The organism is Neobacillus sp. DY30 (assembly GCF_030123065.1).
In the GTDB taxonomy this organism is placed as follows: domain Bacteria; phylum Bacillota; class Bacilli; order Bacillales; family Cytobacillaceae; genus Neobacillus.
In genome coordinates this window covers 1,396,379-1,413,009 of record NZ_CP126093.1, presented here as the reverse complement: position 1 = coordinate 1,413,009, position 16,631 = coordinate 1,396,379, and the positions used below count along the sequence as shown (strand labels likewise).

Sequence of the window (16,631 nt, the reverse complement as noted above, 5' to 3'; positions counted from 1 at the left end):
AATCCTCCTCTTTTACTCCGTTACAGGACCAATATTATGTTTCTTATTTACATAGAGTTTATACGCAAGGAATACAGCAATCAGCAGATATCCCCAAACGAAAGGCATAGCAGTTGCTTGTGCTAGTCCGATAGTGCTTGTATGAATGGCACCAATAAAAGTTAAAGCAGATGCAAGTACTGCAGCTATAATACCTCCAATAGGCGTGTTACGAATAGTAAATACAGCTATACAACCCCAAAGAACACTCGAAATAGGAGCACCATTACCTAGAGCAACCAAGCCATCGTAGAAAAGTCCAGCATTATGCAGAGCTAGTGAAGATACTTGATTGTCAGCTGCCCCCACGGACATACCAGCAGCTGAAAGTGCATTATTAACAGCAACAAGTGCCCAGTTCGCAACCCATGGGAAGAAACAAACAAAGATTGCTGGTGCTTCAAATTTCGGACTTTCTTTGACAACTTGATGCCCTGTTACAATCGCAATAAACACGAGCATCGGAACGATCGCCGCAATTGGTACAACAGCTAGCAAAAGTCCCATAAGACTGAAAACAGATAATAAGAAAATGGCAACCGAGCTAGCAATGGAATAGCCTAAACCTGCTCCAACTTCTTTCCAACCCGCATGACCTACATATACGGTTACTGGGAATGGGTTACCACAAAGGCCACCTATTAATGTAGAAAAACCGTTTGCAAGCATAACATCTCGAGTTTTGTATTCATCTCCACTAACAGCAGCAGCTTCTACATTTTCCAAGTTAAAAATGTAGTTTGCTAATCCTAAAGGTACAGCAGTTAATAAATATGGCAAAGCAGCGTTAAAACTGTCGGCAAACCCATTTAAATGCAACATTGGAGGATTAAAGCCGAATGATTTTAGAGCTTCCGTAACATCAGCAGGATTTTGATATCCAGCTATCCAAGCAATGGCTGTTCCAACTACGATCAATAATAAACCGGTTGGTATTTTCTTTAATATTGGATGTTTACTTAACCAGTTCATGAAGATGATAATTAAAGCAACAAATGCCACTATAGGCATTTCAAAGGATTGCAGCATTGGGTTCATACCCAAGAATACAAATGCCAAACCTGCCAAGGCTGCCAGCAATACCGTTCTTGGGACAATCTTTCTAATTGTTTCACCCAGAAATGCTCCTAAAAATAATATGGCAGCCTCAATAAATCCCCAAATTACTGCGACTGTGGTTGTAAAAGCAGCGTCCTGTGTTTGTTGATATAGAGGAAGCATAATCACAAACACGATAAGAAAAATACCAGGTGAACTTGAACCTGATGGGAGTGCGGTAACATCCATTCTACCTGTTTTCTTAGCTAATTTATAAGCAAAATAAGCAAATATAGTGCCAGATATCAATACAGCAAATCCAAAGCCAGGAACAATTTGTTTAAAAACAAACTCTTTTGGCATACCAACTACTCCGATTAATAATGAAATCATCACCAGGAAGTCTGTTAAAACATTAACGAATAAACCGAAGGAAGCAGCAAAGTCCCCTTTTTTCCAAAATTGGATTTTTCGACCCATTTCATTTCACCTCTAAATATGGATTAGTTTCTAGGGTTAATACGTTTAAGTAAGCGGTTACATAATGAATTTTATATTTAAATTCATTGTTGGTCATTGTCTAACTAAACCAAAAAGAAAGGTATTCATTTAGGCAAGTTAAACAATAATTTTTGCCAAAAATATGTCCATGATAAGAGTTGAAAATTTAATTTTGAAAACCCATTTCGCATAAAAAAGGCCCAGCGTGTTAAGCTGGGCTTTTTAACCTAAATTTGAATATTATTGAATGTTATCACTTAAAGCTAACATTGCTTTTTCAAAGGCTTCAACTGGAGGATAAGTAATTCCTGCACCTATCATTCCGATACCAGCGTCTTTATGAGCAATCGCAGTATTAATAACGGGCATAATACCTGTTTGAATAACCTTTCGAACATCAATTCCTGTTGGAATTCCCATGAAATCAAGTAATGGAATGGTGATGTTAGGATTTTCTGTTGTAGTAATTTCCTTCATTCTAGTTGAATAACCAATAGCATCCTCTACTGTTCCACCTACTAATGCAACGATTGCTGGAGCTGTTGCCATCGCAAATCCACCGAAACCATAAGTTTCAGTAATCGCGCTGTCTCCGATATCAAGTCCAGAGTCCTCTGGCTTGTAACCTGCAAACATTGGACCAATAACTTTCTGTGCTGGACCAGTAAACCATGTGTTTCCTGGCATTCCGCTCACCCGGATACCGAATTCCACACCATTCCGTGCCATGGTTGTAACTACAGTACTGTTTTCAATGCCATGTGCAGCATCGAGGGCACATTTCGCCATTGCCATCCAAGTAGGGCCAGAAAAGTAATCGCTGCTTGCAACGAAATCAAATACTTCTTTCTTCTGTTCAATTGTGTAATCAGTTTGTAAAATATATGGAGTTAATGCTTGAATTAATAATGTTGTACCCGCAACATTTCGGTTATGACACTCGTCTCCCATATGAAGTGCTTGTGCAAGCATTAAGCGCAAGTCAATTCCATCAGGATTTAATTTCATCGCATCACGTAAAATAGGACCAAAAACATCACGCATCCAAATTAAACGATCAATAACACTTTGGTCATTTGCTCCCATGCGAAGGATTTTTGCTAATTGTTCACTTAAATTTGTATAAGCTATATTGCCATATGTTTTGTTTTCAACAATATGCATGAACATGGATGCAGATGTAACACCTGCCATTGATCCTACACAGTTGTGTTCGTGACATGGTGAAAAGGTGATTTCGCCAGATGCTGCTAGTTTAGCTGCTTCTTCCACATCCTTCGCTAACCCTTCAAATACGATGGCGCCAGTAACTGCACCTTTCATAGGACCATTCATTTTATCCCACGTAATTGGCGGTCCAGCATGAAGAATCGTCGTTTTTGTCATACCTGGTACACAATTAATAGCTTGATCATATCCAATTAAGACTGGGTGAGAATTAATAATTCTTTCTACCGCTAATTTGTTAGCTTCCTCAATTTTTTCCATGATTGCAGGATTTTCAAACTTGTCAAGTGCAGCAATTAAGGCTGGATTCCCTCTGCCAGGAGGTGTCCATTCTAAATGAATGACTTCAGCACCCTGTTGTAATAAATCATCTTTAAATGACTCAATTCCTACGTTAATAACATGAGGTTTACTTTTAAATAAATCGCTAATTCTACTCATGCCTATTCTCCCTTCACAACGAATTCTCTCGCCAATAAACCTGCATTTTGCATACTGCTTGCATGTGTTACTTCAGCAGCTAATAATTTATTAATCTGTTCTTCATAATCCTGTGGATCTAATTCTGTCCCGAGTACATACCCGATTATCTCCAAATGTCTTCCTTCTTGTTCAGCCTGTTGTTTTGCTTCGATGATTGCAGGAAGGAAAGCACCAACTGGATCTTCATGTGCTCCATAACCTATGACAAAGTCCATCACAATAACACCTACCGATGGATCTTTTGCCTCCTGAATAAATCTTTCAAGACGTGTAGATGGATCAATCATTGGGTGTGGTTTCCCTTGTGTGTATTCATCATCACCAAAATCGATGAATGTATGTTCTTTGCTTGTATAACGGTCTTTTAAACGATACTCCGGATTTCTTTGAATATTGCTGTATACATTATCGAATTTCTCCATTGCTGCATGCATCGCTTCATCCGCTAGTGTTCCGCCGCTGAAAAGTCCACGAATATATTTTTGTTCTGAAGTTAACTTTGTTCGAACCTCTTCAATAAGTGGAATGTTTAATGCACGTTTATTTAACTTGCCTTCGTCTGCCCCAGCTAATAGCACTGCTTTAAGTGCTGCCTCTTTAGACATTTTGGCAAAATGTGCACCAGCTTCAGTAATTTTTTCTTCATTTCCTCCAATAAACCAAACGACAACTGGTTTTTTACATGTTTTAATTTTCGCTAATACTTTTTCTTCGACACTTGGTGCAGGTGGTTTAGAAACAACGACAATGACTTTTGTCTCTTCATCATCTTCAAGTGCTTGAATTCCGTCAAGCATCATAATCCCGCCAACTTCTTCTTTTAAATCTCTACCGCCTGTTCCTATCAATTGAGAAATTCCATAACCAAATTCGTGAATGCGCACGCTTACCTCTTGGCTGCCAGTTCCTGAAGCACCAACAATCCCAATATTCCCTTTTCTTACTGCGTTTGCGAAGCAAAGGGCTGTATTGCCGATAATCGCTGTTCCACAGTCCGGCCCCATCATAAATAAGCCTTTTTCATGAGCTAATTTTTTTAATTCAATTTCATCTTCAATGCTTACATTGTCGCTAAACATCATGACATGTAAATCATTTTCAAGTGCCTTTTTCGCCTCTCTAGCCGCATAAGCACCATTAACTGCAATAATGGCTAAATTTGCTTCTGGGTTACTTCCTGCAGCAGAGGAAATAGTAGAATATTTAATGTCATTTTTTCCTTTTTTACCTGAATTCTTCTTTGTAAATAAGTCGTTGATTTTTTCGAAAGCGGTTTCGCAAAATTCGTCAGTTGCTGCTTTTACAACAATAATTAAATCACTTGCCCCAGCTGTCTCTACTTCAGGTGTCATTAAACCGACATTTTTCATTACCTCTTTATTCATTTCTGTACCCATTGCTATAATTGCCTGTTCCACTTCCTCGATTTGATTCGCCTTAGTGGAAAGCGACATTAAAGATACTGAATCGAAATATGTGTTTGGCTTAATCAAAGCTTGTACTAACATACTTTTCCTCCTGCTCTAATAGTGGACTCCATTCCGAAAACAATGCCATAAGCAATATCTGTCCCGGATGTAGAACCTATGTTTAATAATTTATTTAAAGAGAGAATTAAGTTCTGATCATCCTCAACTAATAATGAATTTAGTAAAGAAATAATAGACTCTCTCACTTTTCCATTGGCTGCTTTTTTCAAAGCCATGTAACTAATTTCGTTCGTTAAGGTTTTTGCTTTCTTTAAAACATCTTCACAAAATGATCGGTAAGGATAAAAAAGGCTGTTTTTCATGTTAAAGACGGTAAATAACCCAGTTAAAAAATCATCTCCAGAAGGTGTTAACCCTGCTCCAAGACCTACTAGCGAAATCGCATGTGGCAAAGCAGTTGAAATTCGATCATTTATTAATTCGTTTAAGAGTAAATTAGTTCGTTTCTCAAGCATATTTGAGACTTCTGCTTCGAAAGGATTTTGTGTTACTACGTTTTTTTTCATTCCCCCGTCTACACCATGGAGGTTAAGATATTCCTTCATTTTGATTACATTTCGTTTCAGGATTTCTTCATTAGATGGGTAGGCTGGTAAAACACTTTCCCATATATCGACTTTATCAATTGAAATAGCCAGCTTCTCCCCAATAAACATGAGATCCTTCATAACACGTACCGGGTCATTTACTTCAATTTTCCGGGACTTCATATTATCAGCATTAACGATTAAAGTATTAGGGCCGTTATCAAGTTTCCTGCAAGCAATGGTAAATAAATCACCATTCTCGAAACATTTAATATTGAAAGTTCGATTGAATGTACTATGCACTGAACCAGTGAATTTTGAGTTATTAATTTCCTTTATAAAATCTAAATCACCAGAAATTGCATTAATCATAAGTAACACCCCAAAAGTCAAGAATCAGTCAGTCCTATAAACTTTTTAAGCAGATCGATCCTCCTTTTAAAAAGAAATAAGCTATCTGGCTTACATGTTTATTTTAGATAATATGCATAACAGCGTCATCGTTTAAAAAATCCAAAAAGCTATACATTCAATTGTGCAAATCGTACAATGGATTGTGTTTAAATTATGTCTAAGGGATGGCTCCAAGTAGTCATGTTTAATTCCAAAACGGTACATCCCCATAAAAAGAAGAGGTAGAGTCCCTCCTGCATCTACACTCCAATTAGTGAGTTAAGGGGTTTGAATTACTTCACATCGTCCTTAAACTCATAGGGAATCAAAAAGGGCAGCTATCGTCATAGCTGCCCAGCGATTTTATAAATATTTCCGATGTACCCCTTTTCCATCATAAGAAAACAACATTCTCCGCTCTTCAATCATCGTTTCAATGTGAACAGGTCTTCCCCATAATTGTTGAATATATGGTAAAACTTTTTCAAGGTATTTAACATCTAATTCTACACCTTCATACCAATGCTTTAAATACAGTTCCCCATTCTTCAAATAGTCACCATCATTAACCGTAATATAAGGGAATCCTCCATTTACACGCATATTAACCAACTGGTCCCGTACATGTTCCCATTGTTTATCAACGATTTTATAGTCCCTTCCCTGTTTTTGGAAAAGATACATATCTTCCCTCATTACAAGGTCTTTGTTTAAATAATTACGTAAAAACGATATATCTGATTCGACCTCGCGAACTTCAAACATCTTTTCGCGTCCGGAACCTGGGGTAACCCCTCTTCTTATCATATCTTCCGTTGGATTATTATAACGTTCTTCAATATCCTCAAATATCTTAATACCTAGATAGTATGGGTTAATTCCTGTTTTAGATGGCTGCACAACACCGGCATTTAATTTTGCAAACTCAATCGCTTCACCACTAGTTAAATCCATCTCTCTAATGATTCGTTGGTGCCAATAAGAGGCCCATCCTTCATTCATAATTTTTGTTTCAAGCTGCGGCCAAAAGTAAAGCATTTCTTCACGCATCATCGTTAAGATATCCCGCTGCCAATCGGTTAGCTCTCTGCTGTAGGTTTCAATAAACAATAATAAATCTTTTTCCGGTCTTGGGGGAAATTGCTTCTTTCTAGGCTGCACCGTTTGTTTTTTGTCTTTATCATCTAACTTCCATAAATCATCGTATGGGGTCACTGTTTGTTGAATTTCTTCTTCTACATCATCTTCTAGTGACCAGGCAAGTTTAGGTCTCATCAGTGAAGGGTCAATATGTTCATCAATGGCGAGAACGGCATCTAGAAAAGTCTCAACTTCCCTTTTACCAAATTGAATTTCATAACGGCGTATCCTCTCTGCTGTAGCTGCCATGCTTTCGACCATATCGCGTTTGGTATTTTGAAAACGGATATTATTTTTGAAAAAATCACAATGAGCAAGTACGTGTGCAACGATTAATTTATTTTGGATAAGTGAATTAGAATCTAATAAGAAGGCATAACAAGGATTTGAGTTGATAACGAGTTCATAAATTTTACTTAAACCTAAATCATAATGAAGCTTCATTTTATGGAACTGCTTCCCAAAGCTCCAGTGTGAAAATCTGGTTGGCATTCCGTAGGCGCCAAAAGTGTAAATGATTTCTGCCGGGCAAATTTCATATCGCATCGGATAAAAATCTAAACCAAAGCCTCGTGCAATTTCCGTAATTTCACTAATTGCATATTCAAGAGCTTTGCGATCTTCCCCATTCATCGCCATTCCCCCTTTTCCTCTTACCACAATGTATGAAGAGAATCTGGGAAAGATGAAACAAGATATAAAAAACAACAAGTCTACCTGCTGAATTTCACTTTTTTAAGCGCTTCGCTTCTTCTGCCAGAGTTAGTCCCACATATTTATTTCTATCCCATACAGTCTCAAATAAAGTCAGCGGCGGGGATGTCTCTCCAACAAGCGGGCAAATTTCTATTGTTAAAGCCGGGCGGTGATAATGTGTAATAAACCAATCGGTGAACCCGCCTCCCGTAGCCTGTTTCGATGGTTTTGCAAGCTTATATCCGGTCAGTTTAGACACTTTTTTTGCAATCTTTTTATCACGAATGAGGTGTTTGCCATTATGATAATTCCAAAACACCTCTTCACCTGATGAATGGTAGGCCACAGCAATCACAGGATTAATTTCAGCAATGAATTGTGTTAATGTCTTTACTTCTTTTGCTTCTACAGGCTTCCTGCCTTTATAAAATTGGTAAGAAGGAAAATCAGGCTGCTTACTTAATTTCCTCCATCCAGCAGGATATTGCCTATTCAAATCCACCCCCAGCCCGTTTGCTTTCCACCGCTGAAAATTTTCTATCCCTTCGTTCATGGCTAACAGCTGTTTATGGTAATCATGCGGAAATTTATCTAGCCTATTTTGTTGGATTGTAACGCCATCGGGGTTGAGCATAGGAATAAACCAAATGGAAACTTCGTCTAAAATATGGGTGGACAAGTGTCCAAAATTAGTATGATTTTTATACGCTTTAGCGTATCTTTCAAGTTTCTTCATTAAAAGCATGCTTGTCATCCATTCACGGCCATGATGTGCCCCTATGAGAACAATACTGTGCTTCCCTTTACCAAGTTTCATGCCATAAATCGTTCTTCCAAAATGTGACTTACCAATAGCTTTTACATCAACCTCTTTATACGTATGATGAATCTTCGCAATATCTTGCTCGAGTATATCGTACGAGTATGGAAGGTTGGTCTCGACTGCCTGCGCCTTAGAAGTAAATTCAAATTGTAATACTAAAAACAACAAAACGACTACTAATTTCTTCATATAACCTCCTTATCAAAAACCAATATCTCTCCTTGTTATACAGGTAAAAGTTGAAAACACCGTTATATCGGGTTGTCCAACATTTTCTGTGAAAGTTATCGTCAAAATGTCATAAAATAATCTCAACTCCTAGTAAGGAGGAGACAATACAAATGAATAAAATGGATTATGATCGAGCCTTGTATTATACACATCGATCTGAATGGGATAATTTGCTGATACTCATGGTACGAACAAAGGACCAATTTTTATCAAAGCGGATAGAGCAATTCCTGCATGCCTACCACTTTGAACGTGACTACTCAATTATTGAAAACAAATTATATTCCCTGCTTCGTTACATCGACCATGCTAACGAAACCGTTGAACCTGATAATGAGTTACCGATGTATAGTCTTTCCTGAAAAAACAAGTGGATACTATTGAGAAATATTTACCAAACCGGACTAAAGAATTCCACCAAAAAACGGCTTCCTCCTGGGAAGCCGTTTTAAAAGTTGTTCTTTTATGCAATTGGATATTGTTGTACAAGAGGATGAAGGACAATCTCATCAATTAACATATATTTAGGTGCTGAAGCCATATACACAACCGCATCAGCTATATCACTAACTTTAAGCCAATCATGTTTTTCCGGCAATCCTTGCTTCGATTCAGCAAAGTAAGTATCAACCATTCCTGGATTGATGGTTCCTACCCGAATGCCAAATTCACGAACTTCTTGTGCGACGGAGCCGGAAAACCCTTGTACCGCATATTTTGACGCGGTATAGGCAGCACCGTTCGGAATAGTATATCTAGCTACATCAGATGCAATGGTGATAATAGTCCCTGACTTCCGCTCCTTCATATGTGGAAGGATTGCTTTTGTCGCTAGGAACACACCTTGTACATTCACTTCAAAAACCTTTTTCCATTCTTCAAGTGTTACCTCTTCTGTTAATTTAAAGAATCCAATGCCGGCATTATTGACCAGCAGGTCTACTTGCCCATATTCTTCGATGGTTTTTTTTACTACTTGCTGTAGGTCTTCTTCTTTTGAAACATCAGCTTGAATGGGCAGGATATGCGAAAATCCTTTTCTCTTTATTTCATCGGCCGTCTCCGAAATTTGCGCGGAACTGCCTATTATCGCCAATTTCATTCCTTGCTGTGCAAGTTTTACAGCAATTTCTTTGCCAATTCCCCTTGAAGCCCCAGTTACAATAGCAATTTGGTCCTTTAGCATGTCTTTTCTTCCTTTCATGTAATTCTAAGATGTCAAGATCAAAACTAGTTTCCTGTTACCATTTTTACTTTTTCATCCACTAATCCCATAAAGTTCTTTTCAATTTCAAGTAACTTATTTTTACTTTCTTCTAGGCTCGTACTATTCACACCAAAATAGAATTTTACCTTTGGTTCAGTACCTGATGGTCTTAAGCATACCCATGAGCCGTCTGTAAAGGTATATTTTAAAACATTTGATTTTGGTAAATCAATTTTCTCTTCACCATTCAATGTTTGACGAACACCGGTTAGGTAATCTTCTGACATAGAAATGGTTAAGTCACCAAGTTGTTTTATTGGTTCTGACCTGAAAGATGCTAAAATGCTTTGAATTTGTTCGGCACCTTCTTTACCCTTTAAGGTTAACGATCTTAGTCCTTCTTGATAGTAACCATATTTTTCAAAAACCTGCATTAACCCTTCATAAAGTGACATTCCCTGTTTTTTATAATAAGCACATACTTCTACCGCTAACAGCGCAGCTTGAACCGCATCTTTATCACGGGCAAAATCCCCTATCAAGTAGCCATAGCTTTCTTCATAGCCAAATAAGAAAGTATGCTCTCCTGTAGACTCATACTCATTAATCTTCTCAGCAATAAATTTAAAACCAGTAAGTACATCAATGGTTTCTAATTTATAGTCTTGGGCAATTTTTCTGCCTATTTCTGATGTAACAATCGTTTTTAGTACTACTCCATTAGCAGGAAGAGTACCTTTACCTTGCTTTTGTGAAAGGATGTAATCCAGCAATAATGCTCCAGTTTGGTTCCCGGTTAATACAACATACTCTCCTTCAGGGTTTAGAACAGCAATTCCTAATCGGTCTGCATCAGGATCTGTTGCAATTAACAAATCAGCACCTGCTTTTTTACCTTCCCTTATCGCTAATTCAAATGCGGCATGTTCCTCTGGATTTGGACTTTTCACAGTTGAAAACTCAGGATCTGGCAGCTCTTGCTCCTTGACTACCGTTACGTTTGTATACCCTAACGCAGCCAAGGCTTGGCGAACTGGCTTATTGGCTGTGCCATGTAATGGTGTAAACACAATTTTTACTTCTGTATCATTTGAAATAGATGGATTTTCAGAAATCGTTTTTAATTTTTCTATGTAAGCTCTATCAATTTCTTCACCAATCGTATTAATTAACCCCAGAGCTCTGAGATTTTCTTCAGAATCTACCTCTATCAACAACTCATTTTCAATTTCATTAACTCTTGCAATGACCTGATCAGCGGCATCTGGGGGAAGCTGACCGCCATCAGAGCCATATACTTTGTAGCCATTGTATTCTGGCGGGTTATGACTTGCTGTAATGACAATTCCAGAAAAGGCATTTAAATACCTTAAGGCAAAGGATAATTCAGGTGTAGGTCTTAATTCATCAAATATATAGGTTTTGATTCCTTTTGTTGCAAGTGTTCTGGCTGCCTCCATACAAAACTCTGGAGATTTATGTCGTGAATCGTAGGCAATGACCACACCTTTTTGTTTTGCCTCAATCCCTTGTTCTTCTATGTATGCAGCTAATCCTGCAGAAGCCTTACGGACAGTGTATAGATTCATACGATTGGTCCCTGCGCCAATCTCTCCTCGCATTCCCCCAGTACCAAACTCAAGATTTTTATAAAAAACTTCCTCAAGTTGTTTTTCATCGTTCTTAATTAGCTCAAGCTGCTGCCTCAACTCTTCATTCAAATTAGCGAATTCTAACCATCTGTTTGCATTTTCTTTCCAATCCATGACTAAATCCTCCCTGTTGTTCCATTATCATATTGTTTGAAATTCCCAATAAACTTACACCTGCTTTTTATTTTATATCGTATCTCTGTTATTTCCTAGGGTTAATTAGTAACTTTGCATAAAAAAATGCCCCGCTTACGCGAGGCATTTTTTCTCGATATTAAACAAGTAGCTCATTTGCTGCTTTGGTATAAATACTAAAAACACTGTTTTTCATATTTTTTGCTTCAACGAATTGTTCAAACTCAAACGGAAAGAAAAGACCAAATTCTTGTAGGTTAGCAACATTTTTATTAAATAATACTTCATATTGGTCATCTAGAGTTGGAGACTCAAGTATGGATATGACTGTCTGCATACTAGCCATTACTTGAAAGGCATCCTTTAATGTATTAAAGTCATCTGGCGTATGCAATACTTTTAATTGTTCAAACTCACTTATTTCCTTATCCGTAAAGTAGAGTGGAAAAACAGTTGAATAGATATACCTCACTAGTCCACAAATTTCTTCTTCCTGACCCGGTGTCGAGGCAAAGACAATTTTCACTTGTAACCCACCTTTGCGATAGCCACAATCTATCGTAATATATATACATAAGAATAGCATATTTGTTGATGAATGTTCGGTGGTAATTATAACCTATAAAATGGAGATATTTAACCAAAAAAGGAGTAAAAATGCTAAAAACAACGCGAAAAGGCAATTGGCTGGAACTAATTATTCCAAAAGACTTGGAAGGAAAATCGATTGAAGATATCTTTCGTAAAGAATGGGAGGTGCCTAAGAAGCTTACACATCAATTTCGGATGGAACAAAACGTTTTAGTAAATGGCAGTAAAGCCAATTGGACTACTTCACTAATTATGGGAGATAAAGTCCTAATTAAATTATTTGAAGAAGTGGAACCTCCAATTAATCTGGACTTTATCTATGATATACAAGTCCTTTACGAAGACGACCATGTAGTTGTTTTTAATAAACCACCCTTTATGAGTACACATCCTAATGATGGAAATGATAGAAGAACACTTTTACATGCAGCACAATTTTATGTACAATCAAACGGTGAAAAGGCGAAGATACGTCAAGTACACCGGCTTGACAAGAATACTACAGGTGCGATCATTTTTGCAAAACATGCATTATCCGGTGCCATCTTAGACAGAATGCTTGAAAGACATGAAATAAAAAGAACCTATGTTGCCATAGTGGATGGTCATTTAAAAAAGAAAAAAGGGACCATCAGTGAACCCATTGGACGCGACAGGCACCACGCTACGCGAAGACGAGTTTCTCCCACTGGGCAGCCTGCTGTGACACATTATCAATTTATTAAAGAAGGAAAAGGTCATTCCTATATCAAATGCTGGCTTGAAACAGGGAGAACGCACCAAATACGTGTTCATTTTAGTCATATCGGACATCCATTATTGGGCGATACATTATACGGCGGGAAGCCGCTCTTCAAGAGACAGGCATTACACGCAGCTAAACTAGAATTTACACATCCTATATCGGGAGAAAACATTATTTGTTACGCTCCATTTCTTGATCATCCTCCTGTCTTTACAGGCATTGATGTTTATACATTATGAATTAAAATAAGAGGCCACCTATATCGGAGGCCTCTCTTGTTTATTAGTCTGCCTTTCTAAAGCCCCTCATAACAAGTGACAGTAGGAAAACCAAGGCAACAGAACCAATGATGGCAGGGATAATCGCAAAATCGGCTACATTCGGTCCCCAATCACCTAATAGTAAAGTACCAAGCCATGCACCTACAAACCCAGCAATTATATTACCGATAATACCTCCCGGAACATCTCTACCTACAATAAGACCAGCTAACCAGCCAATAACGCCGCCAACAATTAATGTCCATAGAAAACTCATTGTGAACACTCCTTTTTGTGAAGATTCAATTTATAGCACGGTTATTTAACGGTTAAAATTTGCTTCCGTGTACGATTAAAGTACCCAGTTTATTGAAATTCATACAAGTGAGAACCCAGTCCGCTTTGCATACATATTCTATTTTCCCATGGGGACATTAAAAAAAACAAAAAAGCGGTTCTAAAAAAATATTTTCAGAAAATTCTTTTGTTAAGTTTTTGTAAATTACGTTAACTTTTTATGATTTTTTTGTTTGTTTTCGGTAAAATGTTGTCCGTTGGTCTAAAAACTTTTTACATATTAATTAGGAGGATTTTCAAATGGCAAAAAAGGTTGATAAATTTTCAGCACTATTAAGTAATATCTCCTCAAATTTAAAGGAAGGCGCGAATTACTTTGCTGATTATAAATTAAAAAATATAAGCGATTTAAAAATTTTCTCAGAAAAAATGAAGGAAATTGAAACGAAGGGCGATTCCTTTGTTCATGAGGTAATAAAGCAATTAAATGATGCATTTATTACTCCTATTGAACGCGAAGATATTCTTCACCTAGCGAACAGCATGGATGACGTTCTAGACGGCCTAGAAGCAACAGCTGCATTGTTTGAAATGTATTCCATTACCCAAGCAGATGATTTTATGCTTCAATTTGTTGCAGCCATTAAAGCTAGTGTTCATGAAATTGATAAGGCCATTGAATTGTTAGCAAATAAGAAACTTCCTCAAATGAGAGAACATGCAATTAAAACTAAGGATTATGAATCTAAATGTGATAATATTCTCCGTCAGTCCATTAAACATTTATTTACGGTAGAAAAAGATCCAATTAGAATTATTCAGTACAAGGAAATTTATGAAAATCTTGAGGATATTGCTGATAGCTGTCAATCTGTTGCGAATACCCTTGAAACAATTATTATGAAAAATGCATAAGGAGCATAAAAATGGAAATTTTAATAATCTTAGTTGTCATTGGTGCCCTTGCATTTGACTTTATTAATGGGTTCCATGATACGGCAAACTCAATTGCAACCTCTGTTTCTACGAAAGCTCTAAGACCACGGCAAGCGATTATGTTAGCCGCGATTATGAACTTTGTTGGAGCTATGACGTTTACAGGTGTCGCAAAATCCATTTCTAAGGATATTGTCGACCCTTTTACGCTTGAAAACGGGTCTGTGGTTATTTTAGCCGCATTAATTGCAGCCATTTTTTGGAACTTATTAACATGGTATTACGGAATTCCAAGCAGTTCTTCCCATGCAATCATTGGATCCATTGCAGGAGCAGCATTGGCATCAGCAGGTTTTGGCGCACTTAATTATGGGGGCTTTTTAAAGATTTTACAAGCACTGATTCTTTCTCCTATTTTAGCTTTTGCTGTGGGTTATATTGTTTACAGTATTTTCAAAGTGGTATTTAAAAATGCTAATTTAGCAAAAACCAACCGTAATTTCCGATATATGCAAATTGCCACTGCAGCACTACAATCTTATTCACATGGAACAAACGATGCCCAAAAGGCGATGGGGATTATCACGATGGCTCTCATTGCGAACGGTTATCTAGGGCAGAACGCCGAAGTTCCATTTTGGGTACAATTCTCCTGTGCGCTGGCGATGGGATTAGGTACATCAGTCGGAGGCTGGAAGATTATCAAGACCGTTGGTGGTAAGATTATGAAAATTAGACCGATTAACGGGGTAGCTGCGGATTTAACTGGTGCAGCTGTTATATTTGGAGCTACTTTCTTACATGTTCCTGTTAGTACCACCCACGTTATTTCTTCTGGTATTTTAGGGGTTGGTGCTTCGCACCGATTAAAAGGAGTAAAATGGGATACGGCCCAAAGAATGCTGATCACTTGGGTGATTACGCTCCCGATTTCAGCAGGTATTGCAGCCATTTCTTATTTTATCTTGAACCTTTTCTTTTAATATAATCAACTGGCCCATTTAACACAGCCAATAAAAAAAGCGCAAACCAATTCAGATACGAATTAGTTTGCGTTTTTTTATAATTTTTTCGCTATTTTCTTTTTATTTAAATTATACAAAGCAACAATAACATCAATATTATTATCAATAAAACTTAACCGTTCTCTTGAAACGGTTGTCCATTCATCTGAAAAGTTAATGGCTGACAAAATGTGTCTAAAGCTAAAACTGTATCTGTCGTGAAGTTGGGAAATGACATAACTTACCCCAGTATGTCTCCCTTCTTTAGTCAAAATATCTTCTATGTCGCTTACTAGCCAATCTGGAGCAACCTCAACCGTTCTTTTTAGCAATAACTCATATTCTTCTTGAAGCATCCTTATTCCTCCTGATTTTTCGCAAAAAACTTTTAATAAAAATTCTGCCTTACCGTATTATACCATAAGTTAAGTATTCTCCTTATTCTATGACGGCATACTATTTCTTCAAAATAGAAGGCGCTGTTAAACAATCCTCTTTTTTTATTTCTAACACTTCTAAATGGAAATCATATTCATACTTTTTATGTAGGGACAAGTTTGGGGTGATGACATTGAAACAAAAAATTATCGCCATGCTGGTTGGCAGCTTACTTTTAAGCCTTGGAGTAAACGGGTTTCTCGTTCCATATCATCTGCTCGATGGCGGGGTGATCGGGTTAGGGTTAATCTTTCATTATTTTTATGGATGGCCTACAGGACTTACAATGATTGTATTAAGTCTTCCTCTCTATATTTTGGCATGGTTTTTTGAAAGGCGGTATTTTTACTATAGTCTGCATGGGCTTATTATCTCATCATTTTGCATTGACTTACTGTCTTTTATCAATGGAAAAATACAGATTGGAATTTTTCCCAGCACAATCATAGGGGGTATCCTAGTAGGAGTTGGAATTGGTTTAATGCTCCGTTATGATACTAGTACAGGCGGGACTGATTTATTAGCTCAAATTATTACCAAGTTTACATCGGTTAATATAGGGATTATTATATTTTTGATTGATGGTCTCGTCATTACAAGCGGAATTCAAGTCGTTGGATTAGAAAAATTCTTTTATTCATTAGTTACCATTATTTTCGTAGGATTAATGACTTCCTTAACAGTAATAAAAAGACCAGAAACTTATTAATGTAAGCAAAAAATCCCGTCTCATTAGGAGACGAGATTGAAACTCGCGGTGGAATCCGATTATGTCATT

16 protein-coding genes are annotated in these 16,631 nt (G+C 37.4%); 5 read left to right on the top strand and 11 right to left on the bottom strand.

What is annotated here, in order from left to right; genetic code table 11:
- Positions 1 to 12: 12 nt before the first annotated feature.
- From QNH29_RS06885 to QNH29_RS06860, 6 genes are all read right to left on the bottom strand, one after another.
- Positions 13 to 1,557: a xanthine permease gene (locus QNH29_RS06885; RefSeq protein WP_283864077.1), complete on the bottom strand. Its 1,545-nt coding sequence runs from the start codon at positions 1,555 to 1,557 to the stop codon at positions 13 to 15.
- 261 nt (positions 1,558 to 1,818) lie between these two features.
- Positions 1,819 to 3,246, bottom strand: a complete 1,428-nt coding sequence (locus QNH29_RS06880) for a YlbE family protein (protein WP_283864076.1) — start codon at positions 3,244 to 3,246, stop codon at positions 1,819 to 1,821.
- A gap of 2 nt (positions 3,247 to 3,248) precedes the next feature.
- Positions 3,249 to 4,796, bottom strand: a complete 1,548-nt coding sequence (gene fdrA / locus QNH29_RS06875) for an acyl-CoA synthetase FdrA (RefSeq protein ID WP_283864075.1) — start codon at positions 4,794 to 4,796, stop codon at positions 3,249 to 3,251.
- Positions 4,790 to 5,677 (bottom strand): oxamate carbamoyltransferase subunit AllH family protein, encoded by an 888-nt coding sequence (locus QNH29_RS06870; protein ID WP_283864074.1) that lies wholly within the window; start codon positions 5,675 to 5,677, stop codon positions 4,790 to 4,792. The genes fdrA and QNH29_RS06870 overlap by 7 nt, the downstream gene beginning before the upstream one ends.
- A gap of 384 nt (positions 5,678 to 6,061) precedes the next feature.
- The gene (locus QNH29_RS06865) at positions 6,062 to 7,471 is read right to left on the bottom strand and encodes a SpoVR family protein (protein WP_283864073.1); all 1,410 of its coding nucleotides are present in this window, start codon (positions 7,469 to 7,471) and stop codon (positions 6,062 to 6,064) included.
- A 94-nt stretch (positions 7,472 to 7,565) separates the two neighbouring features.
- Complete coding sequence (locus QNH29_RS06860; protein WP_283864072.1) at positions 7,566 to 8,546, bottom strand: M14 family zinc carboxypeptidase; 981 nt, start codon at positions 8,544 to 8,546, stop codon at positions 7,566 to 7,568.
- A 152-nt stretch (positions 8,547 to 8,698) separates the two neighbouring features.
- On the opposite strand from QNH29_RS06860, the gene QNH29_RS06855 reads away from it, so the two are divergent.
- Positions 8,699 to 8,950 (top strand): YhdB family protein, encoded by a 252-nt coding sequence (locus tag QNH29_RS06855; protein ID WP_283864071.1) that lies wholly within the window; start codon positions 8,699 to 8,701, stop codon positions 8,948 to 8,950.
- 101 nt (positions 8,951 to 9,051) lie between these two features.
- Here QNH29_RS06855 and QNH29_RS06850 read toward each other — a convergent pair whose 3' ends face one another.
- The 3 genes from QNH29_RS06850 to QNH29_RS06840 all read right to left on the bottom strand — a co-directional run bounded on the left by QNH29_RS06850 (position 9,052) and on the right by QNH29_RS06840 (position 12,108).
- The gene (locus QNH29_RS06850) at positions 9,052 to 9,774 is read right to left on the bottom strand and encodes an SDR family oxidoreductase (protein WP_283864070.1); all 723 of its coding nucleotides are present in this window, start codon (positions 9,772 to 9,774) and stop codon (positions 9,052 to 9,054) included.
- A 44-nt stretch (positions 9,775 to 9,818) separates the two neighbouring features.
- Positions 9,819 to 11,561: a phospho-sugar mutase gene (locus QNH29_RS06845; RefSeq protein ID WP_283864069.1), complete on the bottom strand. Its 1,743-nt coding sequence runs from the start codon at positions 11,559 to 11,561 to the stop codon at positions 9,819 to 9,821.
- A 160-nt stretch (positions 11,562 to 11,721) separates the two neighbouring features.
- Positions 11,722 to 12,108, bottom strand: coding sequence for a YhcU family protein (locus tag QNH29_RS06840; RefSeq protein WP_283864068.1), 387 nt, complete (start codon positions 12,106 to 12,108; stop codon positions 11,722 to 11,724).
- Between the two features lie 131 nt (positions 12,109 to 12,239).
- Between QNH29_RS06840 and QNH29_RS06835 the strand changes: the two genes are divergently transcribed.
- Complete coding sequence (locus tag QNH29_RS06835; protein ID WP_283864067.1) at positions 12,240 to 13,157, top strand: RluA family pseudouridine synthase; 918 nt, start codon at positions 12,240 to 12,242, stop codon at positions 13,155 to 13,157.
- Between the two features lie 43 nt (positions 13,158 to 13,200).
- On the opposite strand, the gene QNH29_RS06830 is transcribed toward QNH29_RS06835, so the two are convergent.
- A complete protein-coding gene (locus QNH29_RS06830; protein WP_283864066.1) occupies positions 13,201 to 13,455 on the bottom strand; it encodes a GlsB/YeaQ/YmgE family stress response membrane protein in 255 nt (84 codons plus the stop codon).
- A gap of 320 nt (positions 13,456 to 13,775) precedes the next feature.
- On the opposite strand from QNH29_RS06830, the gene QNH29_RS06825 reads away from it, so the two are divergent.
- Both QNH29_RS06825 and QNH29_RS06820 read left to right on the top strand, forming a co-directional pair.
- The gene (locus tag QNH29_RS06825) at positions 13,776 to 14,390 is read left to right on the top strand and encodes a DUF47 domain-containing protein (protein ID WP_283864065.1); all 615 of its coding nucleotides are present in this window, start codon (positions 13,776 to 13,778) and stop codon (positions 14,388 to 14,390) included.
- Positions 14,391 to 14,401: 11 nt separating this feature from the next.
- Positions 14,402 to 15,394, top strand: coding sequence for an inorganic phosphate transporter (locus QNH29_RS06820; RefSeq protein ID WP_283864064.1), 993 nt, complete (start codon positions 14,402 to 14,404; stop codon positions 15,392 to 15,394).
- A 77-nt stretch (positions 15,395 to 15,471) separates the two neighbouring features.
- Here QNH29_RS06820 and QNH29_RS06815 read toward each other — a convergent pair whose 3' ends face one another.
- Complete coding sequence (locus QNH29_RS06815; RefSeq protein ID WP_283864063.1) at positions 15,472 to 15,771, bottom strand: hypothetical protein; 300 nt, start codon at positions 15,769 to 15,771, stop codon at positions 15,472 to 15,474.
- Between the two features lie 209 nt (positions 15,772 to 15,980).
- On the opposite strand from QNH29_RS06815, the gene QNH29_RS06810 reads away from it, so the two are divergent.
- Positions 15,981 to 16,562 carry a YitT family protein gene (locus tag QNH29_RS06810; protein ID WP_283865549.1) on the top strand — a complete coding sequence of 194 codons (582 nt, stop codon included), beginning with the start codon at positions 15,981 to 15,983 and terminating at the stop codon, positions 16,560 to 16,562.
- Positions 16,563 to 16,631: the final 69 nt, after the last annotated feature.

Bases quoted from the DNA above. Each gene is read 5' to 3' on its own strand.
- QNH29_RS06885 (WP_283864077.1), bottom strand. From the start codon at position 1,557: ATGGGTCGAAAAATCCAATTTTGGAAAAAAGGGGACTTTGCTGCTTCC.
- QNH29_RS06880 (WP_283864076.1), bottom strand. From the start codon at position 3,246: ATGAGTAGAATTAGCGATTTATTTAAAAGTAAACCTCATGTTATTAAC.
- fdrA (WP_283864075.1), bottom strand. From the start codon at position 4,796: ATGTTAGTACAAGCTTTGATTAAGCCAAACACATATTTCGATTCAGTA.
- QNH29_RS06870 (WP_283864074.1), bottom strand. From the start codon at position 5,677: ATGATTAATGCAATTTCTGGTGATTTAGATTTTATAAAGGAAATTAAT.
- QNH29_RS06865 (WP_283864073.1), bottom strand. From the start codon at position 7,471: ATGAATGGGGAAGATCGCAAAGCTCTTGAATATGCAATTAGTGAAATT.
- QNH29_RS06860 (WP_283864072.1), bottom strand. From the start codon at position 8,546: ATGAAGAAATTAGTAGTCGTTTTGTTGTTTTTAGTATTACAATTTGAA.
- QNH29_RS06855 (WP_283864071.1), top strand. From the start codon at position 8,699: ATGAATAAAATGGATTATGATCGAGCCTTGTATTATACACATCGATCT.
- QNH29_RS06850 (WP_283864070.1), bottom strand. From the start codon at position 9,774: ATGCTAAAGGACCAAATTGCTATTGTAACTGGGGCTTCAAGGGGAATT.
- QNH29_RS06845 (WP_283864069.1), bottom strand. From the start codon at position 11,561: ATGGATTGGAAAGAAAATGCAAACAGATGGTTAGAATTCGCTAATTTG.
- QNH29_RS06835 (WP_283864067.1), top strand. From the start codon at position 12,240: ATGCTAAAAACAACGCGAAAAGGCAATTGGCTGGAACTAATTATTCCA.
- QNH29_RS06830 (WP_283864066.1), bottom strand. From the start codon at position 13,455: ATGAGTTTTCTATGGACATTAATTGTTGGCGGCGTTATTGGCTGGTTA.
- QNH29_RS06825 (WP_283864065.1), top strand. From the start codon at position 13,776: ATGGCAAAAAAGGTTGATAAATTTTCAGCACTATTAAGTAATATCTCC.
- QNH29_RS06820 (WP_283864064.1), top strand. From the start codon at position 14,402: ATGGAAATTTTAATAATCTTAGTTGTCATTGGTGCCCTTGCATTTGAC.
- QNH29_RS06815 (WP_283864063.1), bottom strand. From the start codon at position 15,771: ATGCTTCAAGAAGAATATGAGTTATTGCTAAAAAGAACGGTTGAGGTT.
- QNH29_RS06810 (WP_283865549.1), top strand. From the start codon at position 15,981: ATGACATTGAAACAAAAAATTATCGCCATGCTGGTTGGCAGCTTACTT.